Annotated in this window: 18 protein-coding genes and 3 pseudogenes; 12 read left to right on the forward strand and 9 right to left on the reverse strand. The window is 48.6% G+C overall.

Translation table 11 applies throughout. The features are described 5' to 3' along the window. Window positions 1-79: 79 nt before the first annotated feature. The 3 genes from B5F25_RS04620 to B5F25_RS04630 all read left to right on the forward strand — a co-directional run bounded on the left by B5F25_RS04620 (window position 80) and on the right by B5F25_RS04630 (window position 8,689). Window positions 80-2,182 (forward strand): type IA DNA topoisomerase, encoded by a 2,103-nt coding sequence (locus tag B5F25_RS04620; RefSeq protein WP_087247931.1) that lies wholly within the window; start codon window positions 80-82, stop codon window positions 2,180-2,182. 164 nt (window positions 2,183-2,346) lie between these two features. Continuing rightward, on the forward strand, window positions 2,347-2,799 hold the full coding sequence (locus tag B5F25_RS04625; RefSeq protein WP_087247933.1) for a DUF1896 family protein: 453 nt from the start codon (window positions 2,347-2,349) through the stop codon (window positions 2,797-2,799). Continuing rightward, window positions 2,786-8,689, forward strand: coding sequence for an N-6 DNA methylase (locus tag B5F25_RS04630; RefSeq protein WP_087247935.1), 5,904 nt, complete (start codon window positions 2,786-2,788; stop codon window positions 8,687-8,689). Before B5F25_RS04625 ends, B5F25_RS04630 begins: the two co-directional genes overlap by 14 nt. A gap of 128 nt (window positions 8,690-8,817) precedes the next feature. Here B5F25_RS04630 and B5F25_RS04635 read toward each other — a convergent pair whose 3' ends face one another. The 9 genes from B5F25_RS04635 to B5F25_RS04670 all read right to left on the reverse strand — a co-directional run bounded on the left by B5F25_RS04635 (window position 8,818) and on the right by B5F25_RS04670 (window position 15,347). Then, window positions 8,818-9,645 (reverse strand): Fic family protein, encoded by an 828-nt coding sequence (locus B5F25_RS04635; protein WP_239414074.1) that lies wholly within the window; start codon window positions 9,643-9,645, stop codon window positions 8,818-8,820. 2 nt (window positions 9,646-9,647) lie between these two features. Then, complete coding sequence (pncB, locus tag B5F25_RS04640; RefSeq protein WP_087247939.1) at window positions 9,648-10,850, reverse strand: nicotinate phosphoribosyltransferase; 1,203 nt, start codon at window positions 10,848-10,850, stop codon at window positions 9,648-9,650. Then, on the reverse strand, window positions 10,847-11,050 hold the full coding sequence (locus tag B5F25_RS22380; protein ID WP_239414073.1) for a hypothetical protein: 204 nt from the start codon (window positions 11,048-11,050) through the stop codon (window positions 10,847-10,849). Before B5F25_RS22380 ends, pncB begins: the two co-directional genes overlap by 4 nt. A 10-nt stretch (window positions 11,051-11,060) precedes the next feature. Continuing rightward, a complete protein-coding gene (locus tag B5F25_RS22385) occupies window positions 11,061-11,387 on the reverse strand; it encodes a hypothetical protein (RefSeq protein ID WP_239414072.1) in 327 nt (108 codons plus the stop codon). A 16-nt stretch (window positions 11,388-11,403) separates the two neighbouring features. Beyond that, window positions 11,404-11,979, reverse strand: coding sequence for a hypothetical protein (locus tag B5F25_RS04650; protein WP_087247940.1), 576 nt, complete (start codon window positions 11,977-11,979; stop codon window positions 11,404-11,406). Then, complete coding sequence (locus B5F25_RS04655) at window positions 11,976-12,659, reverse strand: hypothetical protein (protein ID WP_087248049.1); 684 nt, start codon at window positions 12,657-12,659, stop codon at window positions 11,976-11,978. Before B5F25_RS04655 ends, B5F25_RS04650 begins: the two co-directional genes overlap by 4 nt. An 11-nt stretch (window positions 12,660-12,670) precedes the next feature. Next, window positions 12,671-13,264, reverse strand: a complete 594-nt coding sequence (locus B5F25_RS04660) for a hypothetical protein (RefSeq protein ID WP_239414071.1) — start codon at window positions 13,262-13,264, stop codon at window positions 12,671-12,673. Window positions 13,265-13,287: 23 nt separating this feature from the next. Then, on the reverse strand, window positions 13,288-14,190 hold the full coding sequence (locus B5F25_RS04665; RefSeq protein ID WP_087247941.1) for an NAD-dependent protein deacetylase: 903 nt from the start codon (window positions 14,188-14,190) through the stop codon (window positions 13,288-13,290). Window positions 14,191-14,441: 251 nt separating this feature from the next. Beyond that, window positions 14,442-15,347 (reverse strand): AraC family transcriptional regulator, encoded by a 906-nt coding sequence (locus tag B5F25_RS04670; protein ID WP_087247943.1) that lies wholly within the window; start codon window positions 15,345-15,347, stop codon window positions 14,442-14,444. A gap of 332 nt (window positions 15,348-15,679) precedes the next feature. On the opposite strand from B5F25_RS04670, the pseudogene B5F25_RS04680 reads away from it, so the two are divergent. The 9 genes and pseudogenes from B5F25_RS04680 to feoB all read left to right on the forward strand — a co-directional run. Further along, window positions 15,680-15,964: pseudogene (locus B5F25_RS04680) on the forward strand (hypothetical protein); the annotation flags it as partial. Between the two features lie 44 nt (window positions 15,965-16,008). After that, window positions 16,009-16,818: an MBL fold metallo-hydrolase gene (locus B5F25_RS04685; RefSeq protein ID WP_087248053.1), complete on the forward strand. Its 810-nt coding sequence runs from the start codon at window positions 16,009-16,011 to the stop codon at window positions 16,816-16,818. A 6-nt stretch (window positions 16,819-16,824) separates the two neighbouring features. Continuing rightward, window positions 16,825-17,799, forward strand: a pseudogene (gene tyrS, locus B5F25_RS04690) (tyrosine--tRNA ligase); the annotation flags it as partial. Window positions 17,800-17,843: 44 nt separating this feature from the next. Beyond that, window positions 17,844-18,508, forward strand: a pseudogene (locus B5F25_RS04695) (phosphatidylserine decarboxylase family protein). A 375-nt stretch (window positions 18,509-18,883) separates the two neighbouring features. Beyond that, the gene (locus B5F25_RS04700) at window positions 18,884-19,672 is read left to right on the forward strand and encodes a Cof-type HAD-IIB family hydrolase (protein ID WP_204247008.1); all 789 of its coding nucleotides are present in this window, start codon (window positions 18,884-18,886) and stop codon (window positions 19,670-19,672) included. A 50-nt stretch (window positions 19,673-19,722) separates the two neighbouring features. Next, window positions 19,723-20,292 (forward strand): AraC family transcriptional regulator, encoded by a 570-nt coding sequence (locus B5F25_RS04705; RefSeq protein ID WP_239414070.1) that lies wholly within the window; start codon window positions 19,723-19,725, stop codon window positions 20,290-20,292. 80 nt (window positions 20,293-20,372) lie between these two features. Beyond that, window positions 20,373-22,586, forward strand: a complete 2,214-nt coding sequence (locus tag B5F25_RS04710) for a TonB-dependent receptor (RefSeq protein ID WP_087247951.1) — start codon at window positions 20,373-20,375, stop codon at window positions 22,584-22,586. Window positions 22,587-22,615: 29 nt separating this feature from the next. Then, window positions 22,616-22,948, forward strand: coding sequence for a heavy metal-associated domain-containing protein (locus B5F25_RS04715; protein ID WP_087247953.1), 333 nt, complete (start codon window positions 22,616-22,618; stop codon window positions 22,946-22,948). A gap of 138 nt (window positions 22,949-23,086) precedes the next feature. Further along, complete coding sequence (gene feoB, locus B5F25_RS04720; protein ID WP_087247955.1) at window positions 23,087-25,471, forward strand: ferrous iron transport protein B; 2,385 nt, start codon at window positions 23,087-23,089, stop codon at window positions 25,469-25,471. The last annotated feature ends 42 nt before the right edge of the window (window positions 25,472-25,513 follow it).

The following is a 25,513-nucleotide window of genomic DNA, read 5'->3' on the forward strand; positions in this document are numbered from 1 at the left end:
TCCCACGGACAAGGCCGTGCCCCGTTTCATTTCCACCCGAAAAGAAACAAAAGTATCAACAAATTAGACAGAAAAAGATATGATTACCATATTGGCAGAAAAACCGAGCGTCGCCCGTGAAATAGCACGGATTGTCGGCGCGATGAAGAAAGAAGAAGGGTATTTCACCGGAAACGGCTACCACGTGACATGGGCATTGGGGCATCTGGTACAGCTTGCCATGCCCGACGGGTACGGTATCAAGGGCTTCCGGCGCGACAGCCTGCCCGTTATCCCCGAAAGGTTCGGGCTTGTCCCCCGTCAGGTGAAGACGGACAAAGGCTACAAGGCGGACGCGGCAGCGGTGAAGCAGATTAAGGTGATTACCAAACTGTGGAACGAGAGCGACAGTATTATCGTGGCAACCGACTGCGCCCGTGAAGGAGAATTGATATTCCGTTACCTCTATGCCTATACCGGCTGTACCTTGCCCTTTCAAAGACTGTGGATAAGCTCGCTGACCGATGCCGCCATCCGCAAGGGACTGAAGGAACTGAAGGACGGTCACGAGTACGACAACCTCTACCAAGCCGCCAAAGCCCGGAGCGAAGCCGACTGGCTGGTGGGCATCAACGGCACGCAGGCATTGACCGTCGCCGCCGGACGGGGCACGTATTCCGTAGGGCGTGTGCAGACACCCACGCTGGCGATGGTCTGCAAGCGTTTCTGGGAGAACAAGCGTTTCACGCCCGAACCGGTACACCAGCTTCATTTTACCGTACCGTCGGTAAGCGCAAGTGAAGTGGTAAAGTTCGCCTCGGTGGAGAAATGGAAAGACAAGGAGGAAGCCGCCGCATTATATAATAAGGTAAAGGCACAAATGTGCGCCACCGTCGTAAAAACCGAAAAGAAGGAAAAGGTGGAGAACCCTCCGCTGCTGTACGATCTGACCACGCTCCAGAAGGAAGCGAACACGAAGCACGGCTTCACGGCGGAACAGACGCTCGACCTCGTGCAGAAGCTCTATGAGGCGAAGCTCGTCACCTATCCGAGAACGTCGAGCCGCTACATCCCGGAGGACGTGTTTGACGAAGTGCCTGCGCTGTTCGACCGTCTGGCAGGTCATTCGTCCTTTGCGGAGAAGATTGCAGATATGGGCGAACTGAACCGCCGCAGCGTGGATGCCTCGAAAGTGACCGACCACCACGCGCTGTTGGTGACCCCGAACCGTCCGCTGGCTCTTTACAAGAACGAACAGTTCATCTACGACATGATTGTGGGGCGCATGATTGAGGCATTTTCCCCGGAGTGCGTCAAGGACACGACCACCGTCCGTGCGGAGTGCGAAGGCGTGGCGTTTGAAACCAAAGGGTGCATCGTCCGCAAGGCGGGCTGGCGTTCGGTCTATGGCGAGGACAGGGAGGACACCGTACTGCCCGACTGGAAGGAGGGCGACACGCTGGCGATGAACGGCTGCACGATGAGTTCGGGCATGACCCGTCCGAAGCCGCTGCACACGGAAAGCACCCTGCTGGCGGCAATGGAGACCGCCGGACGCGAGGGCGTGGAGGACGAGGAAGCGCGGCAGGCGTTGAAGGACTGCGGCATCGGCACGCCCGCCACCCGTGCCGCCATCATCGAGACCCTGCTCCGACGCGAATACATGGTGCGCGTGAAGAAGTCGCTCGTGCCGACGGAGAAAGGGCTTGCCCTGTATTCCATCGTGAAGGAGATGGACATCGCCGATGTGGAAATGACCGGGCGTTGGGAGTCGGAACTGGCGGAGATAGAAAAAGGCAGGACGCCGCACGAGGCTTTCCTGCGCGACATCGAGGGCTACACCCGCAAGATAACCACCGAACTGCTCGCCTGCGACAAAATCTTTGGTCACAAGGCATCGGGCTGCGCCTGCCCCAAGTGCGGCACGGGCACGATGCTGTTCTATGGCAAAGTGGTGCGCTGCGACAACCCGGACTGCGCCCTGCCGGTGTTCCGCCAGATAGCGGGCAGGACGCTCACCGACACGGAAATGACCGACCTGCTGGCAAAAGGGAGGACGGGGGTCCTCGGCGGCTTCAAGAGCAAACAGGGCAAGCCGTTTAGCGCGGCGGTCGCCTTCGATGCGGATTTCAACACGAAATTCGTGTTCCCCGAAACCAATTCTGCAAGAAAATCCGCAAACAAGAAAGGAGGAAGAAAATAAATGTATAAATTTGCCACTGATTCATGTAATAATCTGTTTCAATTCGTTGATACTGTTTCTTTACATGGATTTAGTGGCGGCACTCGGAGGGATACCGGGTGCCTTTTTTCTTCTCCTTTATCCATATCAATATCCGATTTTTTCACCACTAAATCCATAAAAAGATGAAACAGAACAAGAAAACCGTTCCGGCGGAACTGTCCTATTACGGGCTGTACCTACTGGACTACCTGAGAAAATACCATCCCGACAAAGCATCGGATACCGGTTTCATTGCCGGACGCGAAGAAGCCGCCACCGCCACTTTCGAGAAGGAAAGGCTGGCGGGCGGCACGGTGGAGGACGCCCACGAGGAAGCCATGCGCGTGCTGCTCGAAGAGCTGCACTTCTCTCCCTACGCCCTGCTGACGGAGGTCGTGGAGAGGGAGTTTGCCGACGAGGTGGCGGAACAGGAGCGTGAACCGTTCTGCCGCAGGCTCTACCCCCACCTGAACAACCTGTTTGCCGGTTACGACACGTCGGATGACACCTTCGCCCTGTCACCCGCGCATGACCTGCTCTACACGGAGCTGGTAGGAACCGTCATGCTTTATCTGGAGTCCTATGGCGTTCAATAGAAAACAGAAACTGAGGGACAACATCGAGGCGGTACGCACGGCGTTCACGCTTGACCGGGAACGGCGCACCCCGACGGAAAGGGAACGTGCGCTGCTGGAGCGGTACTGCGGCTTCGGAGGGCTGAAGTGCATCCTTAACCCGGCAAAGGAACTGGCAGATGCCGTGCATTGGGCGAAATCCGACCTCGAACTGTTCGCCCCGACGGTGGAGCTGCACCGTATCATCCGTGAGAACAGCCGGGACGAAACGGAGTACAAGCGGTATGTGGACTCGCTGAAGGCCTCGGTGCTGACGGCGTTCTACACGCCGAAAGCCATCACGGACACCATAGCGGACGTGCTCCACGACAAGAAGGTGCGCCCGAAGCTCGTGCTGGAGCCGTCGGCGGGCATGGGGGTATTCATCGCCCCGGTACTGTCGGACAACCCGCAGGCGGAGGTCATGGCTTTCGAGAAAGACCTGCTGACGGGCAAGATGCTCGGACACCTGTACCCGCAACAGAAGATACGCACGGAAGGCTTCGAGAAGATAGAAAAGCCGTTTCTGAACCATTTTGACCTTGCCATCTCCAACATCCCTTTCGGGGATATAGCGGTGTTCGACCCGGAATACACCAATGGCTCGGTATTCAAAAAGATAGCGGCAAGGAAGGTGCATACCTATTTCTTTCTGAAAGGACTGGACACGGTGCGTGACGGCGGTATCGTGGCATTCATCACCTCGCAGGGCGTGCTGGATACGGAGGGCAACGGCGGCACACGCTACATGATGATGAGAAAGGCGGATCTGGTGTCCGCCATCCGCCTGCCGAACAACCTGTTCACGGAAGATGCCAACACGGAGGTGGGGTGCGACCTGATTATCCTGCAAAAGAACGAGGGCAAGGAAGAGCTTTCCGAAGAGGACAAGAGGTTGGGCGATGTCGTAAAGAACAACCATACGGGAATTTCCACCAACGGGTATTTTTTTGACCACCCGGAATACATCATCCACACCGACGCGAAAAGGGATACCGACCCATACGGCAAGCCGGCTATGGTATATACGCACAGCGGCGGCGTGGAGGGCATCGCCACGGACTTGTACCGGATATTGTCGGCGGACCTGTCGGCACGGCTGGACTTGGAACGCTACAATGGCGTCAAGGCTGAAAAGCGTGAAACACAGACGATTTCCGTCCAGCCGCAAGTTCAGGAAGTACAACAGCCGAAGGTGGAAATAGAAGAAAAAACGGTACAGCCAAATGCAGAAGCGGTAAAATCCGCACCGCAGGTCGTGGAAACGAAACAGCACGAAGCTCCTGTAATGGACTTGTATGACCTGTTCGGCTACACGCAGGAAGAGCGCAGATTGGCGGAACGGGGACTGAAACCGGAGAGGAAGAAAGGAGCCAAGTCCAAACGCCGGAAGCCGGTGCAACCGTCATTGTTCCCGATGCCTGCTGACGGGCAGGGGGTAACGGCGGAAAAAGAAAATGAAGCGGCAAGAGGCAGAAGTGCGGAAACGGCTCCTGCCATCAGCCCCGAAGAGGTACGGGAGATGGAGGAAATCATCCGTCAAGGGGCGAACGGAATACCGAAAAGACGGCACGAAGAGCCAGTACCCATGCACGGAAAGACCGAAGGTGCTACCGCTCCACCCGAAGACGGTGACCCGGAGGATGCCGTTTACCGCAGTCTGGACTGGGAAACCAACCCGCCCATCAACGGCTTCTATGAAACGATGATGTCACTCACACCCGAAAGGCGTGCCGAACTGCGCCGGATGGGAAAGGAAAAGATGGATGCCAACGCCGCCAAGCAAGCGGATACAGCCCGACCGCAGTCCATACGTCCGTTCTATCCGGTAGAGAACGGCTTTGAGGCAGAGGGAAGAAGACGGATTGAGCGTGTGGAAAGGGAGATGCGCGAGGAGGAAGCAGCCCTGACACCGGAAGAGCGGCAGCGCAGGAAGGAGGAAGCGATGATGCCCCGTCCGTTCAAGGGCATCATGGAAGCGCACCTAAAAGAAGGCTCGTTGGTATGGGAATATACCGGCGGCGTCCGCTTCCAAATCGGGGTGCTGAAGGATGTCACCAAGTACGGGGCGACCTTCCAGCCGCTCGACATGGAGGGGATGCAGGCGCAGAAGGCACAACTGTACATCGACCTGCGCAACACCTATGAACGGCTCTACGCCCACGAAGCGGAAAACCACGAGGAGAACGCCCTGCTGCGCCGCAACCTGAACACCTACTATGACGAGTTTGTCATGCGCTACGGCAACCTGAACGCCAAGCACAACGCCAAGCTCATCCTGATGGACGCTTCGGGGCGCAACATGCTCTCGCTGGAGCGCGGTGAGGACGGGAAGTTCGTCAAGGCGGACATCTTCGACCATCCCGTTTCCTTTTCGCAGGAAACGCTTGCCAAAGTGGAGTCGCCCGAAGAAGCCCTGTCCGCCTCGCTGAACCTGTACGGCGGCGTGAACCTGCCCTACATGGAATCACTCTGCGACCTGCCGCAAGCGGACATCTTGGAAGCGTTGAAGGGACGGGTGTTCTACAACCCGCTGGCGGACGGTTACGAGATAGCCGACCGCTTCATCGCCGGGAACGTGGTGCAGAAGACCGCCGACGTGGAAGACTGGATAAAGGAAAATGAAGGGCATGGGATGCTGCCGCAGGCGCAGGAGGCTTTGTCAGCGTTACGCGATGCAGTACCCGAACAAATCCCCTTCGAGGACTTGGACTTCAACTTCGGGGAACGGTGGATACCTACCGGGGTGTATTCCGCCTACATGAGCCGCCTGTTCGACACGGAGGTGCGGATAACCTATTCGGAAAACATCGACGAGTATGCGGTGGCGTGCAGCCACAAGACGATGAAAATCACGGACGAGTTTCTGGTGAAAGGCTATTACCGCCACTACGACGGCATGAACCTGCTGAAACACGCCCTGCACAACACCTGCCCGGACATGATGAAAAGCATCGGCAAGGACGAGCACGGCAATGACATCAAGGTGCGCGACAGCGAGGGCATACAGCTCGCCAATGCGAAGATTGACGAAATCCGTAACGGCTTTACTGAATGGCTGGAGGAACAGTCTCCGGAGTTCAAGAAGCGGCTGACGGACATGTACAACAACAAGTTCAACTGCTTCGTGCGCCCGAAGTACGACGGCTCGCACCAGAAGTTCCCGGACTTGGACCTGAAAGGTCTCGGTATCAAGGACCTGTACGTAAGCCAGAAGGATTGCGTATGGATGCTGAAAATGAATGGTGGGGGTATCGCCGACCAGGAAGTGGGCGGCGGCAAGACGCTGATAATGTGTGTCGCATCCTATGAGATGAAGCGTCTGGGACTGGTTCACAAGCCGATGATTATCGGTCTGAAAGCCAACGTGCGCGAGATTGCCGAAACATACCGCAGGGCATATCCCAACGCCCGCATCCTCTATGCGTCGGAGAAGGACTTCGCCGCTGCCAACCGGGTGCGTTTCTTCAACGACATCAAGAACAACGACTGGGATTGTGTCATCATGTCGCACGACCAGTTCGGGAAGATACCGCAGTCGCCGGAGTTGCAGCAGCGCATCTTGCAGGAAGAGCTGGACTCGGTGGAGGAAAACCTCGAAGTGCTACGCAATCAGGGTAAGGATGTGTCACGTGCCATGCTGAGGGGGCTGGAGAAAAGAAAAATCAACCTTCAGGCGAAGCTCGAAAAGGTGGAACACGCCATCCAGTCACGCACGGACGATGTGGTGGACTTCAAGCAGATGGGCATCGACCACCTCTTTGTCGATGAGAGCCACCAGTTCAAGAACCTGACGTTCAACACGCGCCATGACCGTGTGGCGGGGCTGGGCAACTCCGAGGGAAGCCAGAAGGCACTGAACCTGCTGTTCGCCATCCGCACCATACAGGAACGGACGGGCAGGGATTTGGGGGCGACGTTTTTGTCTGGGACTACCATTTCCAACAGCCTTACGGAGTTATACCTGCTGTTCAAATACCTGCGCCCGAAGGCGCTGGAGAAACAGGACATCCGCTGCTTCGACGCATGGGCGGCGATATTCGCCAAGAAGACGACGGACTTCGAGTTCAACGTGACGAACAACATCGTGCAGAAGGAACGCTTCCGCTACTTCATCAAGGTGCCGGAGCTGGCGGCGTTCTACAACGAGATAACCGACTACCGCACGGCGGAGGACATTGGCGTGGACCGTCCGAAGAAGAACGAGATACTGCACCACATACCGCCCACCCCGGACCAAGAGGTGTTTATCGAAAAGCTGATGCAGTTCGCCAAGTCGGGCGACGCGACGATATTGGGCAGACCGCCGCTCTCGGAAACGGAGGAAAAGGCGAAGATGCTCATCGCCACGGACTATGCACGGAAAATGGCATTGGACATGCGCATGATTGACCCGAACTACGAGGACCACCCCGACAACAAGGCGAGCCATTGCGCCAAGATGATAGCGGAGTATTACCGCAAGTACGACGCGCAAAAAGGCACGCAGTTCGTCTTTTCGGATTTGGGCACGTATCAGCCCGGAGGTGGCTGGAGCGTGTACACCGAAATCAAGCGCAAACTGGTGGAGGACTACGGCATCCCCGCCCATGAAATCCGCTTCATTCAGGAGTGCAAGAACGAGAAGGCACGGAAGGCGGTGATAGAGGCGATGAACGAGGGGCATGTGCGTGTGTTGTTCGGTTCGACGAGTATGCTCGGCACGGGTGTGAACGCCCAAAGGAGGGCTGTTGCCATCCATCACCTCGACACGCCGTGGCGCCCGTCCGACCTCGCCCAGCGTGACGGACGGGCAGTACGGAAAGGCAACGAGATTGCCAAGCTCTATGCGGATAACAAGGTGGATGTGATTATCTACGCCGTGGAGAAGTCGCTGGACAGCTACAAGTTCAACCTGCTGCACTGCAAGCAGACGTTCATCTCGCAGCTGAAAAGCGGCGCGATGGGCGCACGAACCATCGACGAGGGGGCGATGGACGAGAAGTCGGGCATGAATTTCTCGGAATACATGGCGATACTCTCCGGCAACACGGACCTGTTGGACAAGGCAAAGCTCGAAAAGAAGATAGCCTCATTAGAGGGCGAACGCAAGTCGTTCCATAGGGGCAAGCGCGACTCGGAACTGAAACTGGAGAGCAAGACCTCGACGCTCAAGAACAACCGGGCGGTCATTGCCGCCATGACGGAGGATTGGGAGAAGTTCACCGCCGCAGCACAGACCGGAACGGACGGCAACCGGCTCAACCTGATACGGATTGACGGGGTGGACACCACCGACGAGAAGGCCATCGGCAAGCGGTTGCAGGAGATAGCCAAGAACGCCACGACGGGTGGAGTCCCCCAACGCATCGGCGAACTCTATGGCTTTCCCGTCAAGGTCGTCAGCGAACGGGCACTCAGCGATGGGTTGGAGTTCACCGACAACCGTTTCTTTGTCGAGGGGAACTACAAGTACAGCTACAACAACGGCCATCTGGCGATGGCGGACACCCATGCCGCCGCCGTGAACTTCCTCAATGCGTTGGAGCGCATCCCCGCCATCATCAAGCAATACGAGGAAAAGAACGAAGCGTTGGAGCGCGAGATACCTCAGTTGCAGGTGATAGCGGGCAAGACATGGAAGAAAGAAGACGAGTTGAAACAACTGAAGTCCGACCTTGCCGCCCTCGACCGCAAGATACAGTTAGAGCTGGCTCCGAAACATGAGGAAATACCTGAACACGGGCAGGAACAGGGCGGCAGTCAGGCGGTGCCGAAAGCGGAGAACGTGCCGAAGCCGGATAATGACAATAATGATTACATCCGCAGCCATATAATAATAGGCAGGCCGGGACATACCGAACAGAAAGAATACCGTGGCGTGAAGTTGTAAATTGATATGTAAAAGAGCTGATAACGAATAAAAACAATATTTCGTTGTCAGTCTCTTTCTTACAAGATGTTAGGCGTTATGTGCCAACACATTTGAATGTTGTCAGATAATTTGTAAAATAAATCATCCTATCTGACAATTCTAAGAATTGCATTTTTCAAAATACGAAGAAAGAAATCTATCCATTGTTCATAGTTCCCCGTTTCATTCAAGCGTTGCAGCTCCATGTAATATTGAAAACTATGTTGATTTAGCACATCTGACAACTGCAAGATGGGCTTTCCAACTGCATCCTGCCTAATTAAAAAGAGCGTGTTCAACAACCGTCCAACTCTGCCGTTTCCGTCAATAAACGGATGAATCATCTCGAATTGGTAGTGTATCAAGGCTGCGCGAACAAACACATTCTCCGATTCTTCATAATGGATATAGCGTTCAAGGTCGGAAAAAGCATTGGTCATATCTTCATAGACAGGGGGGACGAACAGCGCATCATTCAGTCCGCTTCCTTTTCTGCCTATCCAGATAGGAGAATTGCGGAACTCGCCCGGATATTTCTTGGCATATCTTTCACTTTTACATATCAGATAATGGGCATTTTTCAATAGTCGGGCACTTAACGGCAGTTCATCCATCGCTTCAAGGGCATAAAGGGTGGCTTTAAGAAGATTTGCCGCATCCTCCATTGATTCATCATCCATACCCAATGCAAATGAAACAGGTTGTTCACCCGACGCTAATTTGCAGGAAGATTCAGCTTCCTGCCTCATGAATTGCAGGACTTGTTCATCGGATAATTGTGCTGCATAGGTGCTCAACCTGCGCATGGCATCCTCTAATTCCATTATCAACTTATCCAGCCTATCTGTATGGACTATGCGTATTTCTGAAAGCGGTGTCGGGATAAATGACCTGAAAGCCATATCTCCTGAAAGATGTTTGCGATAAGGTCCCATAATCATTTTATATGTAAGGCTTCCATGAAGCGTTTTACTACTTCGGGGTTTCCCGTATGCTTACCCTTATCTTCACTTATTTTACAGGTTTCATTGTAGAAAGCCCATGATTCCGTAATCTTTGCGGCAACCAGTTTTATGACGATATTAAGAGGCTTAACTCCGGCAAAGTCATTGGTAAAATGAGTGCCTATTCCGAATGAAGGCAAGCAATAATTTTTGGCATATTGCTGGATTTGGATTGCGTTTGAAACATCAAGTGCATTGCTGAATACGACTTGTTTTGTTTTGGGATCAATGCCCAGCGAACGGTATTTCTCAACGATTTTCATCAGTTGCTCATAATTGTCACCGCTGTCTATCCGCAATCCTTTGAACAGGTTGGCAAAATCCTCAGAGAAGTTCATACTGAAAATATCCCAACCGAAACTATCATACAGATAAGTGCCCAACGCTCCACGAAAAGTATTCCGCCAAGAATTCATGGCAATATGATTTGCCATTTGCGGACCATACATTCCACCGATAGCGCATACAAATTCATGAGCCATTGTACCGACTGGTAACAAATCATGCTTCATTGCCAAATAAACATTACTAGTTCCAACAAATTGTCCCTTCCAATTATTGTCATTACTGCACGTTTTTATAGCATGTATAACAACATTCTGCGCTTCAAAAGAAGCTCTACGTCGTGTACCGAAGTCGCTAAATACACACCCAGCTTTCAACAATTGCTTCCCTTTCTCGTAAGATTTGTCATAATAGGCTTGATAGTCAAAGCGGCTGTCCTTTTTGGTCATAATGTAATAAAGTTCTGAAATAATGGCAAGGACTTTTACTTCCAGTAAGATGGTATTTGACCAACAGCCTTCAATGTCCACACACAAGTGTCCGTTTTCGTCTTGACGTATCTTAACCCATTCATGGTCAAAACGGTATCCTTTAAGATAGGTGTAAAACCATTCTGGGATATATTTACATTTGCGTTTCATGAAATCTATTTCCTCGTCAGTGATGGTTACAGATTCCAACATCATTATCTGTTCTTCCAAAGCTTGGGCAAAGCCAATTGGGTATTCAGTATTGTCTCTGTCGGTAAACGTGTATTTAACCTGTGCTCTTGGGTAGTTGTCGATGACGGCACAGCACATGGTGAACTTATACAAATCGTCATCCGTAAAATGTCTGATGATTTGTTTCATGGCAATAGTTTTTTAATACTTATGCCCAAGACCTCTCCACCGTCCAAAGATGGACAGAATTCCTGCAAGACATGGAATATGGATGTCCCATACCTCTTGATACCGTCTTTTAGTGTATCAAGCACGCATACATCCCCGGCTATTCCGCACAAGTCTATCCGGTCGATATGCAAGCCATCTATCAGGTTATCCAAATGCATGGACAAGGTCTCAGTATTCTTCCGAATCCTTGCAAACACCTTTCCGCAGAATTATCACTTCACCGTGTGTTGTATAGAGCGGTTCCACCAATACCGAACAGATTGCCGCACCTGTTGTATTCTGTACGCAATGCATCGGCCACTCCCCGCCATTCTCTCTGAATGAGCAATGATTGTATGGATGCCAATCCATCGTAATTGCTTTTGCCGCATATTCCCCGTCTGTCCGTTTGATATATGCGGCCAATCCTTCCATTTTTGAAATTGCCTCCGGAACCGGCAGCGTGCCGTTTATGAAGTCAATTTGAGGGTCTATAATTAATAGCAAGCGTTTCATCTTCCTTTTGTTGAATCTAAACGGTTTGTCTTACCAAATCTCTTGCGAAATCCACTAACTGCACAGCCTCCTGATGGCGGAGAAAGCGTGTGTCCAGGCCATTCGCACCAAGGCGGAAGCGGTCGAGCGCATCGGCATCCTTAAATATCCGGTACAAACGGATGGTTCGTTCCGCTTCATTCGGAATTGATTGAGCGATGGCTTTGATGCCTGTTTCGTCATCCCTGTCGTGATATTTCATAACCAATGAAGCTGGTTTCAAGAATGCAATATCAGTGTTTATCTCACAATACTTCATGTAATAGGATGCCGCCCGTGCCCCATGCCCTGTATCCAGTCCATCGTCCAAACGACGGGTGTCATGGAATATGGCGGTATGTGCCAATACGCAAAGGTCTGTTTTCGTGTTTTCCGCCATCCTTTCGCCTATCAGTAAAGCATAAAGCAGCACTCTTTCGGAGTGGCCTTTCGTATGAATTTCCGAATTTGCCAAATTGAAGGACAAGTTGCTCTCCATGTATTCCGTCCAATGAAGATACGGAATTTTGACCTGTGCGGGCAGATTGTCAATGATATAACGAGGTGTTGTCATGCCAATTCCTCCTTTAAATTCCGAAGTGTATCGGCAATATCTCCTGCCAACCCGATAGATTTATTTGCTATTTCATCGGGAATATACAATTCCTGCGCGAGGTTCAGCGTAATATATGTGGCTTGCGGTTCACGTGCAGCCAGTTGCATCAACGGAAGCTTTATCAAACGGTTGCGGCTGCCTATGCCCAGTTCAATGATAACAAGCCGTTTGCCGTGATAACGGCTGAGGAAAGCATTGGCTTCTTGACTTTTGTCTTGCATCGGGCGGTTATGCAGCAAGTCCTCGAAAGTGCCTTCTACCTCGAACACCTTATCGGGCGCAAAACCGGACAATTCCAAATGCGTGTCGGCATTGGAGGTGAGAATGAAGTAGTCCTTATCACCGACTATGGCAAGCAGGTCTTTCATCACTTGCGAGGGACGGTAGTCTGTTACCCAATACTGCACCAGACGGTTCAGGAACTCCTGACGGTCCTTCTCGTTCGGGTAGTGATAAAAACATCCTTCGATGACACTGCGTATGCCGTATTTCTGCTGGAAGTCACCGAACTGGCGGCAGAACATCTCGTTGTCGGCGAAAATATGATAGCCTTCGGCGATGGACAATCCGTTGCTTGCCCCGATGAGCAAGGCATCGGCATCCTTGATGGCTTGGGCGGCTTGTTCTATCTTATTCATCTTGTAGAATTTTATAAAATCGGTTTCCAATAAATGTAAGTCATATAGTCTTTTTCCTCCGTCGAATAATGTCGGTCACGGTATGTTGTCGCCAATGTGAACCCATGGGTTGGGTAATAGTCATGGTCGCAGGAGGTATCCGTCCAAAGGAACATTTTCCGAAACCTGTGTTTGCGGAACTCTTCCGTGATGGCATTCAGCAACTCCCTGCCGCATCCTTTTCTTGTACTGACAAACAGGGACAGTTTCACATCTTCGTCCGACATTCGGGCAAGCGTGTTCCGGTCGGCTTCGTCCATGTATTCACAGAGCGTTTCCAGCAGGTCCTTTTCGATAGGCGACAGGTTTTCACTTTGTTTCTTCACCCAATCGGACAAATCTACAATTTTCCCTTTCCGCGTACCGAATATCAGCCCTTTCACTCCCTCTTCATCAGATATCTTAAGCGACAAATCGGCATCGGTGAAATTATGCCGGACGATGCACTCTGCTATACACAGAAGATAATCTTCCGAAAATCCGTCATAAAACGTATGCCACGCTTGTTTCGCCAAAGGCTTGACGACATTCATATCCTCTTCTTGGAATCTTTCTATTTTCATCATGCTTGTATTTCTCTGTTTCCTTATTAATATACTCTTGACGGGGTAAACGCTTCTTTGGGATTGAATCCTTTCATTCCGGCTATGGATTCGCCGAGCAGTTGTTTCAGCGTGATAGCGATGTCGTCGCCAATGGCAAGGCTCTTCTTTACAATCTCTTTCGGGATGATGGCGTGCTGCGGATTGATAGTGGCATAGAAGGCGTGCGGGAACTGGTAAGTCATGTTCATGAATGGTTCCTTGATGAACATCGGGGTCATCATGCCTACACCGAGTTCGAGGAACAGCACCTTGCGGCGGGCGTTGGCACGCAGGAAATCGAGATACCGCTTCATCTCGCGCTGGTAATATTCGCCTTCAAGGAAAGTGTAGCCACGCACCCACGGAGCTAACTCCTTGCCGCAATGCGGGCAACGAGGTATCAACTCGTCGGGCAGGGCGTCGCCCACAATCTTGTCGCTTAACTCAAATACCTTTTCCTTATTATAATATATCTCGTCGTGGCACGGACGGCTGCATTGCCAGTAACGGTTGTCTCCTTGTATCCGGGTAATCCTTTCGTCCGGAAACGTTCGGAAAAACTGTGCATCCTGATTGGTCGTGGCAATATAATAATTCTTCCCTTGAAGAAGTCTTGCCAGGTCCGTGTACGTTTCGCCGGTGTAGCACTCATAGACATAACGGGTGGCACGCAACATGGCAGCCCAAAGCTCTCCGCGACTAAGACGGCGGTCATAAAACAAGTCGAAATAATTATGGATGTCATATTTCTTTGCCAATCCTCCCGCCAACTTCCTGTAAACCTCGTCATCCTGATAATAGAACACGAACCCCGAAGCGGCGGACATTCCCGATGCTCCGCCCACCACGATGGCATCTGCCTCATCTATTTTCTGTTTTAGTAATTCAATCTTTTCTTTTGAAACCATTGCAAATATTTCTTTTAATTTATTTTGTTGCAAAGGTACGTGCATTACAAGAAGTAGACTCTACCAATTTATTGTAGTATTCTATCATTTCGATAAGAGAAATAGAAAGGAAATAGGATTAAACATAATTTTACTACATATCAAGCGGTAAGTATGCCCATGAAAATGATTATTCGAACTGATTATAGGTTTCGTTATTTAATGATGATGCCTATCCAACGAATGTGAACATTCGAGATTGTTTTTGGCATTTATAACGACGAACTATAATTATTATTTTTTTTATTTACTTCAGCTAGAAATTCACTAATAGTCTGTCCTGTCATTTGTTTGAAGAAACGCATCAGATGATTCGGTTCGGGAAAGTTCAAGCGATAGGCTATTTCGGATGCTGTACCTGTAGTATCGAGCAGTTCATTTTTCACTTCTAATAGTAGGCGTTTCCGAAGCATTTCCGTAGCGGTTGTTCCGAATTGTTCCTTTACAGCTTTGTTCAGCGTAATACGTGTGATACCGATTAATTCCGCATAGTCATTTACTCTGTGTTTCGTGTGGATATGTTTCTCTAACAATTGCCTGAACTGATAAGCATAGTTGTTTCGTACTTTGCATGTAGGCAAGCCGTAGGTAGTAGCATACGAGCGATTAATTTGTAATAACAAGTAAAAAAGTAACGAGCGCAGTATTTGCTCACTGTCACTAATGGTACGTCGTAATTCCTGTTTGATTTCTTTGAGAAACATAATATATCGTTGCATATCCTCTTGGGAAACAATAAGAAAAGGAGGAGTGTCATTTGGGTAACAATAAAGTAACCTATAAGTAAAGTATTTGTCCGCAAGAAAGTTGTGTAGGAAATCTTCTTGGAAAATTAGAAATCGAAAAAAATTAACATCTGTTTCCAGTTGCCATCTATGTCGTTGGTAAGGCGAAAGAAAAACGATACTGTTAGGCATCACATCGTAACACTTATGTTCTATCCACACGTGTCCGCCTTCTTCCTCGAAAAAGATAAACTCGAAGAAATCGGTTATATATTCTTTATCTGAGGTATAATACTGTAGATGTTCCATCCCAGTTCCTGTATTAATGAGAAAGTTCACGCCACATTCTGCCTTGTTGAAACGTATTTCTGTGAGGTTTGCTATTCGTGTCATAGACTACTTGTTTGCTTGCAAATATAGTGCTTTCTAGCGTGAATCGCAAATGGATTTATCAAATTGATAGTTCGTTTGGTATATTTGATAGAGTTTACAAAGAAAAATATCCTGACCTTTGCAAACGAAATAGAACAATAATTTATAGTAGTTTATATTATGGGAAAGAATAACATTACAAAATCCATCGAAGAAAAAAGGAAGTGGAAACTTCATAATAATCCCAATCATCCGATTTGTATGTTTAAAAAACATATACAACAATACTTTAAAGGGTATGAAATTTTTGACAATCTTGACGAAGTGGTCAGAAAGTTTACTCGAAGTATCCGTTCGTGCAAAGAGATATTTCTTTTTGGGTGAATGGTTTTGTCGAAAATCAAGAAGGTTTATGGATTGAGCACAATGATTTTTGCGAGATTGTTCGCGAACTAGGCGGTGATTTGATAGAAAGTGTCAGCGTAATCGACCGCTTTCAAAAACAATACAAGGTATCTTTGGCATATCGAATAATTTATCGCTCTAATGACAGAACCTTGCTGAACGATGAAATAAATCAAATTCAGGAGAACATCCGTAGTCAGATTTCAGATAGATTTAATATAGAATTAAGATAAGTATGAGAAAGATTTTAATATTTATAATGGCGATAGCAACACTTATGTCATGCACAAATAGCACAAAAGAAATAATAGAATCAACAAATAAAATTCAACTGATACGAAATGCGACATTGAAGATTGAGTATGGAGGAAAGACTTTTCTTATTGATCCGATGCTTTCCGAAAAAGGAAAACTGAAATCAGTAATTGGTACAAACAAAAATCCGACCGTACATCTTACAATGTCAGTCGAGGAGATCATGAATGATGTTGATTTCGTGCTTGCTTCGCACTCCCACTTCGACCATTTCGACAAACCTGCCGCCGCTGCGATGGGTGATACGCTGAAATTATACGTTCAGCCTGCCGATAGCGTGTTTTTTCTGAATGAGTTCGGTATGACCAACACTGAAATCATCAATGATAAGATTACAGTTGGAGAACTTACGGTTTATCGTACCGGAGGCGAGCATGGGAAAGGTACAATCAAGGAGATGATGGGAGAGGTTTCAGGTTTCGTGCTGCAAGCCGAAAACCAACCGACTGTTTATATTGTCGGCGATTGTTTGTGGACGGACGAAATCAAAGCGAATATAGAGCGATACCAGCCTGATTGGGTTATCATCAACACGGGAGGCGCAATCATACCCGCACTTTCGCCGACGTTCGGAACTCTGACTATGAATGAAAAGGACGTGGTACGCATGATTGAGGAGTCGCCAGCTAAATGCCGGTTCATTGCCGTCCACATGGATGCCATCGACCATTGCCAGACAACACGCAGCATTCTTCGCAATGAGGCAGACAAGGCAGGCATATCGAGAGAGAAACTGATTATTCCGGCAGACGGAGAAACCATCAAATTATGAGACACTATGAATTTCGTTGATGAATTGAGATGGCGCGGCATGCTGCACCAACTGATGCCGGGCACAGAGGAACTTCTTGAAAAGGAACAGGTAACAGCATATTTAGGTGTCGATCCTACTGCCGATTCACTCCACATAGGACATTTGTGTGGAGTGATGATTTTACGTCATTTCCAAAAGTGCGGTCACAAGCCGTTGGTGCTTGTCGGCGGGGCGACCGGAATGATTGGTGACCCGTCGGGGAAATCCGACGAACGGAATCTTTTGAGTATGGAAACTTTGCAGCATAATGTAAGCTGCATCAAGAAACAGTTGTCGCGGTTTCTTGATTTTGATTCCGAGATACCCAACCGGGCAGAACTCGTAAACAACTACGATTGGCTGACGCCCATTTCTTTTTTTGAGTTTTTACGGGAGATAGGCAATCGGGTTACCATTAACTATATGATGGCGAAGGATTCGGTTCAGAAGCGTCTCAATGGAGAGGCTCGTGACGGTCTTTCGTTTACGGAGTTCAGCTACCAGTTGTTGCAGGCCTACGACTTTTATTATCTGAACAAGACGAAGAACTGCAAATTACAGTTGGGCGGCTCCGACCAATGGGGAAACATCACTTCCGGAACGGATCTTATCCGGCGTATCAGCGGGAATGCAGCCTATGGCTTGACCTGCCCTCTTATCACCAAAGCCGACGGAGGAAAGTTCGGCAAAACGGAATCCGGAAATATATGGTTGGATGCCCGATATACTTCTCCTGCCGAATTTTTCAATTTCTGGCTGAATGTCAGCTACACGGATGCCTGCCGTTATATCAAGATATTCACCACATTGACACAGGAAGATATTGCCGCTCTTGTCGAGGTTCACACCAAGGACAGTTCATCGAAAGCCATGCAGATGCGCCTTGCCGAAGAGGTGACGAAGATGGTGCACGGTGAGGAGGTATATGAAACGCTTTCTGAAGCAGTCAGAATCAAATCCTGATGGGACATACTATTACAAATAGAGACTTTTAATCGGAAAATATGAAAATAAACAAGGAAGGGTATCGGATAATTTGGGGTTCAGGAATCATTTTCCTATCATGCTGGCTGTTGTTTTATTACCTGTTTGTCAACAATCGCAGTACGATTATATTCCAGCTCTGTACTGTATTGCTGGTCGTTTTCTGGCTTTATATCATTACTTTTTTTCGGGAACCGAAACGTATCCGTATCAGTGACCCGTCGTTGGTCTTTGCGCCTTGCGACGGCCGTGTCGTGGTGATTGAAAAGGTGATGGAGGATGAATATCTGCATCGTGAAATGCTGCAAATATCGGTCTTCATGTCGCTGACCAATATTCACATGAACTGGTATCCTGTAGGTGGAACAATAGAATACGTTAAATATCATCCGGGGCGTTATCTTGTAGCTTGGTTACCAAAAGCATCTAAAGATAATGAACATACGACAACTGTTGTGAGAATGCAAAAGGTCATTTGATACTTTTCCGCCAAATTGCTGGATTTATTGCCCGACGGATTGTGTCTTATATAAAACTGGGATACGAGGCGGAACAGAACACGACTGCCGGGTTTATAAAATTCGGTTCGAGAGTGGATATTTTGCTTCCATTGGAATATGAGATATTAGTGGAATTAGGTGATGCAGTCGTGGAAAGTCAGACACCACTGGCAAGAGTTAGGTAAACTATAATATAATCTATTAGGTTTTATAAGTAACCGTTTAATAGTTTTTCCCAATGTGAAGCAAACAATAAGAATTGATCAAAGGTTACGGATAAAAAAATATCTTAATATTTTAAAATACATATTATCGGAATGGATTTGGCTTTTGTTTGTTTTATAAGCTAAATTGTGTGCGTATAATAACACGTATGTAATACATAATTGGTAGAAAAACAATTGACTTTAATAAAGTAGCTTGTATTGGATTTTGCATAGAAGAATGGCTTTTCATTAGTTATTGTGATTGACGGACTGAAAGCATCAAGTATGGAGATTGTTGATCTATTCTTCTACATAAAATAACTATTATTAATGAGAATAAAAACAGATTGCATAATGATAAAAGCTATATTTTTTGATATTGACGGAACATTGGTCAGCTTCAAGACACATCGGATTCCGCAATCAACAATAGATGCCATTGTACAAGCAAAAATGCAAGGCATCAAAATATATATTTCTACAGGGCGTCCTTTCCCGCTAATAAACAACATAGACGGAATCAAGCATCTGGTGGACGGCTACATCACCGCCAACGGAGCTTATTGCTTTGTGGGGAACAAAGTCATCTCTTGCCAGCCCATACCCGATGAAGATGTCCGTACCGTTATCAGGTGGGCAGACGAAAAGGACTTTGCCTGTATGGTGGTCGGCGAGAAAGACTTGGCCATGTACCGCAACAATGCATGTGCCGACCGCATATTCCGTCAGATGCTGGATGTCCACAATTTGCAGACGGATGTCCCGATAGAGCCTGTCCTCCGGCAGCGTATCCTACAACTCACTCCGGTGATTCCGAAAGATGAAGAAGAACGGTTGATGCCGCTGTTGCAGGGCTGCGAGTCCAGCCGTTGGTATCCCGACTTTGCCGACATCACGGCAAAGAATGTAAACAAGGGAAATGGGCTTCTGGCTATCGCAGCGCATCAAGGCATCAAAGCGGAAGAAACAATGGCACTTGGCGATGGAGGCAATGATATGTCAATTATCAAGCAGGCAGGCATTGGAGTGGCGATGGGAAACGCGAATGAAGCACTGAAAGCCGTTGCGGATTATGTGACGGAGCCGGTGGACGAGAACGGGGTTTACCATGCGTTAAAGCGTTGGGTATTTATGCCACGCTAATTTTAATATGTTTTGTAACCCGAATGCCTATTTAATAAACAACAGATATTATGGAAGGAAACACTATCTATATCAAAAATATGGTTTGCAGGCGGTGCATCCTGACCGTTTCCAATATCTTTAAGGAGAACGGCATCATGCCTGCCAGCGTTGAACTGGGTACAGTCGTGCTGTCTGAGCCTATTCCGGAAGGAAAGAAAGACTGCATCCGCCGCAGGCTTGAAGAAAACGGCTTTGAGGTGATTGATGACAAGCGGATGCGCGTTATCGAGCAAATTCGTATCGGCGTTATTGAGTTCGTGCGCCATCCGGAATATCAGGAGAAGATGAACTTGTCAGACTATCTGCAGGACAAATGCCGCAAGGAATACAGCGCGCTCAGCAAGTTGTTCACTGAGATGAAAGGCATCAGCATCGAGCGGTATTATCTTGCGCAACGAATTGAGCTGGTGAAAGAGCTGCTTGTCTATGACGAACTGACTGTCAGCGAGATTGCGGATAAACTGCATTATTCGAGTGTGGCTCATCTGAGCGCGCAGTTCAAGGCGCAGACGGGACTGTCTCCCACACAATTCAAGGCGATGAAAGGACATAAACTGAAACCGCTCGACGAGATATAAATCGTATCCATAATAATGTAACAGCCCGACCCGGCTTGCCGTTTAACTTTGCACACGGAAAAATAAAAGAAGACTTATTTATGAAAAAGATTTTAGTATGGATGTTCCTTTCCTGCATAAGCTGCGCGAACCTTTGGGCTTCGGACAGGACGGTCAAAGGTTATGTGCTTGACAAGGAGGGAACGCCTTTGCCCGGTGCATATGTGTATGATGCCGACAAGCATACGGCAGTTACGGACGAGGACGGCTATTTCGAGCTTTCCATACCGGAGGAGGTGAGGGAGTTGAAAGCCGGCTACGTAGGCTTCAACACCCTTACCTACACAATGGAGCGTCCCGATGACGTACAGATTCTGGTGATGAGCCAGAGTACTGAACTGGAAGAGGTGGTCGTCACGGCAGGAGGCATCGGAACAATCAAGAACCGCAGCAATGTGCTGAATACGGAAAGTGTGACTTCACAAGCTCTGACACGTGCCGCCTGCTGCAACCTCTCGGAGAGTTTCGAGACGAACCCTTCGGTGGACGTTGCCTACAGCGACGCCGTGACGGGAGCCAAACAAATCCAGCTTCTTGGACTGGCAGGTACATATGTGCAAATGCTCACGGAGAATTTCCCGAACCTGCGGGGCGTGGCTTCCACCTACGGGCTGGACTACATTCCGGGACCGTGGATGCAAAGCATACAGGTTTCCAAAGGAGCGGCTTCGGTGAAGAACGGCTACGAGTCCGTGACGGGGCAGATTGACGTGGAATATAAGAAACCGAAAGTGGCGGATCCGCTGCTGGTCAATCTTTTCGCCAGCAGTACGGGGCGTTACGAAGGAAATGCCGTGGGAGCCGTAGAGTTGAACGACCGCCTTTCTACCGCCCTGTTCCTGAACTATTACAATGAGAAGCGGACGCACGACAAGAACAAGGACACGTTTCTGGATATGCCGGAAATGCAGGCGTTCAGCGTAATGAACCGCTGGCACTACCAGACACCCAAGTTCGTGTCGCAATCGGGCATTAAGGTACTCGCAGACCGCCGTACAAGCGGACAGACCTCCCACACCTTACACGGTGACGAAGATTTTGCTCCCTATACCATTCATAACGATGCTAACCGTGTGGAGCTTTTCTCAAAAAACGGATTCATCATCAATCAAGACCGGAATGAAAGTGTGGCGGTTATCGCGTCAGGCTCGTACCACGACCAGCAATCGAACTATGCGGACAAGATATATAACGTATATGAATCGAACATCTATGCCTCCCTGCTTTATGAAAGCGAATTTGGCGACAGGCATAAGTTGGCGGCAGGATTGAACTACAACTGGGACAACTATGCGCAACGGGGCAATGTCATCGAGCGTTACCGTCCGCAGGAACGCAACGTAAGCGAGAGCGTGGCGGGTGCATACGCTGAATACACGTGGACACCTGTGGAGAATTTCACGTGGATGCTGGGACTGCGCGCCGATTACAGCACCTTGCACCATTGGTTCGTCACTCCCCGTATGCACCTCAAGTATGCGCCTGCCCCCTGGCTCGACTTGCGGGCTTCCGCCGGAAAGGGTTACCGCACCACCTTCATCTTTCCCGAAAACAGTTACCTGCTCGCAAGCAGCCGCACGTGGCACATCGCTGACGACCTGCATCAGGAAGAAGCGTGGAACTACGGCATCAGCGCGTCTTTCCATATTCCGGTGAAAGGCGAGGAACTGACCGTAAACGCGGAATGGTTCTATACGGATTTTCAAAATCAGGTGGTAATCGATATGGACAGGAATGCGCACAGCATCTATTTCTACAACTTGGACGGCAAATCCACTTCCAGCGTATTCCAAATAGACGCCACCTATCCGCTGTTCCGTGGTTTCACCCTGCTGGGAGCCTACCGCTGGATGGACGTGGAATGCACGTATGGCGGCAAGACCTTGCGCAAACCGCTCACCAGCCGTTACAAAGCTTTGGTTACGGCATCATACGAAACGCCGTTGAAGAAATGGCAGTTCGATGTGACTGTCCAGTTCAATGGCGGGGGACGTATGCCGACACCCGATGCGGAACGTCCGTTATGGGGCAGCACCTTCCCGTCGTACACCCAACTGAGCGCACAAGTTACGCGCCGTTTCCGCCGGTGGAGCATCTATGTGGGTGGAGAGAACCTGACAAACTATAAGCAGAAGAACCCGATTGTATCGGCAGGAGACCCGTACAGCCCGGATTTTGACGCTACAATGGTATGGGGACCAACAATGGGCTACAAACTTTATGCGGGCATCCGCTACAACATACCCAAGATGTAACAAACAGAACTAAAAATAAATAGAAGACAATGAGAACAAAAACAATCATGCTGACAGCCCTGTTTTTGCTGGGATTGTCATCCGGCGTTTCGGCAAAGGACGTGAAAGAAAACAAGAAGGCAGAAGTGACATTCCTCGTGTCAATGACTTGTGAAAACTGTCAAAAACGCATTGAGGATAACATTTCTTTCGAGAAAGGGGTAACCGGACTGGACGTTAACCTCCCGCAAAAAACCGTCACCATCGAATACCGCAAGGACAAGACTACGCCTGACAAACTGAAAACAGCCATTCGTAAATTAGGATATACTGTGACACCGTTCCATAAGACAAAGGACAACTCAAAAGAGCCGTCAAAATAGAGGATATAGTATAAATACGGCTTTGAATAAAATAAATTGAGCCATTGACAAGGCGAAAGGAGTATTGGTGTAAAATCTTGAACGGTGCTTGAATTCTTCAGAAAGTACCGTTCGTTTTTTATATTAAAAGTAGCAAAAATGAGATTATCTGATTTACATACGGGCGAAAACGGGATAATTGTCAAGATATATGGTCGTGGCAGTTTCCAAAAACGGATAACTGAAATGGGATTTGTATTCGGGAAACGGGTAAAAGTCATATTGAACGCGCCGTTGCAAGACCCGATAGAATATGAGATTATCGGTTACAAGATTTCGCTGCGGCGGGAAGAGGCGGACAACATCGAAGTAGTGAGTGAAAAAGAAGCTAAGAACTTTGTACATAAGCAAAGTCAGGAACTCTCTATTGATGCCTCTCATTGTGATGACGTTCCATTTCTTGAAAAAGAAATGGAACGCATGGCGGCCGAACGGAATCATTCGATACGAGTGGCATTGGTCGGCAATCCGAATTGTGGAAAAACATCCTTGTTCAACATCGCTTCCGGTGCGCACGAACATGTCGGGAACTATAGCGGTGTGACCGTAGATGCCAAGGAAGGGACATTCGAGTATGGCGGCTATCGGTTCACCTTGGTGGATTTGCCAGGCACATATTCCATTTCGGCGTATAGTCCCGAAGAACTTTACGTACGCAGAAGCCTTGTAGAAGAAATCCCGGATATAGTCCTCAATGTGGTGGACAGTACCAATCTGGAACGTAACCTTTATCTTACGACACAGGTCATTGATATGGACTTACGGGTAGTGATGGCCTTGAATATGTATGACGAATTTCAAGAACGAGGTGACAAGCTGGACACAGAACGACTTGGGCAATTATTGGGCGTCCCAATTGTTCCAACCATCAGCAGGACGGGAGAAGGAATAGACCGATTATTCGACACCATCATCCATGTGTATGAAAAGAAGCAGCCTATATTGTGCAGGCACATCCACATCAACCACGGTGAAGAACTGGAAACGAGCATCCGCCGCATTCAATTGCTTATCCAACGCGACGAGGGCATCCGCCACAAATATTCTACCCGTTTCCTTGCCATCAAGTATTTGGAGAGGGACAAGGACATCGAGAATGTAGTGGAAAGCCTTCCTTGTCGAGATGAAGTCATTACGACCCGTTTTGAAGAACAGAAACGCATAGACGGATTGCTACATACTTCTATGGAAACTGCCATTGTGGATGCAAAATATGCATTTATCCAAGGCGCATTGAAAGAGACTTATTGCCCTGCGTCCTCGAAAGAGCCATCCAAACGGACAAAAACAGACAAAATTGATGCAATTGTCACTAACCGTTGGTTGGCATTCCCATTGTTTTTCTTCCTGCTCTATCTGATCTTTCAAGGTACATTTACTTTGGGCGAATACCCGATGGAATGGATTGAATGGTTCGTAGGGCAATTCGGTGATTGGATTTCCACATATATGCCGGACGGGATGCTAAAAGACTTGGTGGTGGATGGCATTATCGGCGGCGTAGGCAGCGTATTGGTGTTCCTTCCCAACATCATGATACTTTACCTATTCATCTCCTTGCTCGAAGATTCGGGCTATATGGCACGTGCCGCTTTCATTATGGACAAAATCATGCATCGCATCGGATTACACGGCAAGTCGTTCATCCCTATGATCATGGGATTCGGTTGCAATGTCCCGGCTGTGATGGCAACACGCACCATCGAGAGCCGGAGAAGCCGGCTGATAACCATGCTCGTCATTCCATTCATGTCGTGTACTGGACGTTTGCCTCTCTATATCTTGATGACAGGACTATTCTTTCCCCATTATGCCAGCATGGTTTTATTAGGGCTTTATGTGTTGGGCATCCTTGTGGCGGTATGTTCGGCGCACATCATAGGGTGGTTCATCAAGGAAGAAGACCTGCCTTTCGTAATGGAACTTCCTCCATATCGGATACCTACGGTAAAATCCGTTTTCCGACACACGTGGGAAAAAGGCAAACAATACCTACATAAAATGAGCGGCATCATATTGGTTTGTTCCATTATCATTTGGTTTTTAGGATATTTTCCTCGTCATGACAGCTATTCTACAGCTGCCGAGCAACAGGAAAACTCTTACATTGGACATATCGGCAAGGTCATCGAACCCCTGTTCGAGCCTTTGGGCTTCGACTGGAAAATGAGCACCAGTGTTTTATCCGGTATCGGGGCAAAGGAACTGGTGGTAAGTACGCTTGGCGTCATGTACAGTGCAGAAAACGAAGAAGCCGACAATAACATTAATTTGCAAGAAGCTCTGCAAAAGAACATCTCTTCTGCTGCCGCACTTGCTTATATGGTATTTGTACTACTTTATTTTCCTTGTATAGCCACTTTTGTAGCCATTAAACAAGAAAGCGGCAGTTGGAAATGGGCTGTATCTTCCGCCGTCTATACGATTTGTGTGGCATGGATGATAGCCTTTATAACGTATAGATTAGCTATGAGCTTAATATAATGCTAAAAAAATAATGATTAAAGCAATATTTTTGATATTGAC

Origin of the sequence: Bacteroides sp. An19, from assembly GCF_002160215.1 — a bacterium.
Taxonomy (GTDB): domain Bacteria; phylum Bacteroidota; class Bacteroidia; order Bacteroidales; family Bacteroidaceae; genus Phocaeicola; species Phocaeicola intestinalis.

What these genes read in the sequence shown, in the direction of transcription:
- B5F25_RS04620 (WP_087247931.1), top strand. Translation starts at nt 80, where the DNA reads ATGATTACCATATTGGCAGAAAAACCGAGCGTCGCCCGTGAAATAGCA.
- B5F25_RS04625 (WP_087247933.1), top strand. Translation starts at nt 2,347, where the DNA reads ATGAAACAGAACAAGAAAACCGTTCCGGCGGAACTGTCCTATTACGGG.
- B5F25_RS04630 (WP_087247935.1), top strand. Translation starts at nt 2,786, where the DNA reads ATGGCGTTCAATAGAAAACAGAAACTGAGGGACAACATCGAGGCGGTA.
- B5F25_RS04635 (WP_239414074.1), bottom strand. Translation starts at nt 9,645, where the DNA reads ATGGGACCTTATCGCAAACATCTTTCAGGAGATATGGCTTTCAGGTCA.
- pncB (WP_087247939.1), bottom strand. Translation starts at nt 10,850, where the DNA reads ATGAAACAAATCATCAGACATTTTACGGATGACGATTTGTATAAGTTC.
- B5F25_RS22380 (WP_239414073.1), bottom strand. Translation starts at nt 11,050, where the DNA reads ATGCATTTGGATAACCTGATAGATGGCTTGCATATCGACCGGATAGAC.
- B5F25_RS22385 (WP_239414072.1), bottom strand. Translation starts at nt 11,387, where the DNA reads ATGAAACGCTTGCTATTAATTATAGACCCTCAAATTGACTTCATAAAC.
- B5F25_RS04650 (WP_087247940.1), bottom strand. Translation starts at nt 11,979, where the DNA reads ATGACAACACCTCGTTATATCATTGACAATCTGCCCGCACAGGTCAAA.
- B5F25_RS04655 (WP_087248049.1), bottom strand. Translation starts at nt 12,659, where the DNA reads ATGAATAAGATAGAACAAGCCGCCCAAGCCATCAAGGATGCCGATGCC.
- B5F25_RS04660 (WP_239414071.1), bottom strand. Translation starts at nt 13,264, where the DNA reads ATGATGAAAATAGAAAGATTCCAAGAAGAGGATATGAATGTCGTCAAG.
- B5F25_RS04665 (WP_087247941.1), bottom strand. Translation starts at nt 14,190, where the DNA reads ATGGTTTCAAAAGAAAAGATTGAATTACTAAAACAGAAAATAGATGAG.
- B5F25_RS04670 (WP_087247943.1), bottom strand. Translation starts at nt 15,347, where the DNA reads ATGACACGAATAGCAAACCTCACAGAAATACGTTTCAACAAGGCAGAA.
- B5F25_RS04685 (WP_087248053.1), top strand. Translation starts at nt 16,009, where the DNA reads ATGTCATGCACAAATAGCACAAAAGAAATAATAGAATCAACAAATAAA.
- B5F25_RS04700 (WP_204247008.1), top strand. Translation starts at nt 18,884, where the DNA reads ATGATAAAAGCTATATTTTTTGATATTGACGGAACATTGGTCAGCTTC.
- B5F25_RS04705 (WP_239414070.1), top strand. Translation starts at nt 19,723, where the DNA reads ATGGAAGGAAACACTATCTATATCAAAAATATGGTTTGCAGGCGGTGC.
- B5F25_RS04710 (WP_087247951.1), top strand. Translation starts at nt 20,373, where the DNA reads ATGAAAAAGATTTTAGTATGGATGTTCCTTTCCTGCATAAGCTGCGCG.
- B5F25_RS04715 (WP_087247953.1), top strand. Translation starts at nt 22,616, where the DNA reads ATGAGAACAAAAACAATCATGCTGACAGCCCTGTTTTTGCTGGGATTG.
- feoB (WP_087247955.1), top strand. Translation starts at nt 23,087, where the DNA reads ATGAGATTATCTGATTTACATACGGGCGAAAACGGGATAATTGTCAAG.